A 1,399-nucleotide genomic window follows, 5' to 3' on the forward strand; every position below is an offset into this window, starting at 1 on the left:
CGGCGGATCAGCGGCCGGGTGAGGCGCGCCGGGTGGTTGGGGTAGTCGAAGCCGAAGCGGCCCTTGACGCACAGCCGGTTCTGGTTGGAGGGCCCGTTACGCCCCTCGACGAACAGGATCTGCGCGTCCTTGACATGGTAGGTGAGCTGGCAGCCCACCCCGCAGTAGGGACACACCGAATCGACGGTGCGGTCGGCCGCCTGCGAGTCGCCGCGCCCCTTTTCGTCGATCAGCGTCGCCGGCATCAGCGCCCCGGTGGGGCAGGCCTGCACGCACTCGCCGCAGGCCACGCAGGTGCTCTCGCCCATCGGGTCGTCGAAGTCGAAGACGATCTTCGCCGCCGCGCCGCGGTGGGCCAGGCCGATGACGTCGTTGCCCTGCACCTCGCGGCAGGCGCGCACGCACAGGTTGCATTCGATGCAGGCGTCGAGGTTGACGTTCATCGCCGAATGGCTGGCGTCATGGCCGTGGGCATGGGGCAGCGCGGCCGAGCGTTCGGCAACATGGTGCACGGTGGGGGCGCCGCGCTCGGCGCGCGCCGGCAGCCATTCGCGCACCGCGCTGGCGTCGATGGCAAGCGACTCGGCCATGGCCCAGAAGTGGCTGGAACGGTCGGGGCTGGCGTCGCGGTCGGGCTGGTCGGCGAGCAGCAGTTCCATCACCCCTTCGCGGGCCACGCGCGCGCGTTCGGAAGTGGCGCTCTTGACCACCATGCCCGGCGCCGCCTCGCGCAGGCAGCTCGCCGCCAGCGCGCGCTCGCCCGCGACCTCGACCATGCAGACGCGGCAGTTGCCGTCGGCGCGATAGCCAGGGGCGTCCTTGAAGCACAGGTGCGGAATGGTCTCGCCGGCGCGTTTGGCCAGCTGCCACAGGGTCTCGCCGGGGTAAGCGCTGACCTCGGCACCATCCAGGGTCAGGGTAAAGCGTTCGGCTGCGTTTTCGTTTACGCGGGTATCCACGCGTTCGTTGACGCTCGGGTCGGTCATGGTCATCTTCGCTACCCCTTGACGATCACGTGCTGGCGGGCGAGTTCATTGCGGAAATCCTTGAGCAGCCCCCGCACCGGATTGGGCGCCGCCTGGCCGAGGCCACAGATCGAGGCGTCGATCATCACCTGCGACAGCCGTTCGAGTTCGTCGACGTGCCAGGCGTCGCGCGCGAGCAGCGTCAGCATCTTCTCGGTGCCGACCCGGCACGGCGTGCACTGCCCGCACGACTCGTCGGCGAAGAAGGCCAGCAGGTTGCTGGCGACCGCGCGCAGGTCGTCCTGATCCGACAGCACGATCACCGCCGCCGAGCCGATGAAGCAGCCCTCGGCCTGCAGGGTGTCGAAGTCCAGCGGAATGTCCGCCTTGCTCGCCGGCAGGAGGCCCCCGGAGGCGCCGCCCGGCAGGTAGCC

At 70.0% G+C, this 1,399-nt stretch carries 2 protein-coding genes; both read right to left on the reverse strand.

Annotated features, from left to right (window positions below):
- Positions 1-986 (reverse strand): 2Fe-2S iron-sulfur cluster-binding protein (locus BM341_RS18830; protein ID WP_139233051.1); only part of this gene is annotated, 986 nt, incomplete at its 3' end.
- A gap of 11 nt (positions 987-997) precedes the next feature.
- Positions 998-1,399: NADH-ubiquinone oxidoreductase-F iron-sulfur binding region domain-containing protein (locus tag BM341_RS18835; RefSeq protein WP_281246511.1), on the reverse strand; the 402-nt coding region annotated here is incomplete at its 5' end.

This window comes from Halomonas korlensis (assembly GCF_900116705.1).
GTDB lineage: Bacteria > Pseudomonadota > Gammaproteobacteria > Pseudomonadales > Halomonadaceae > Halomonas > Halomonas korlensis.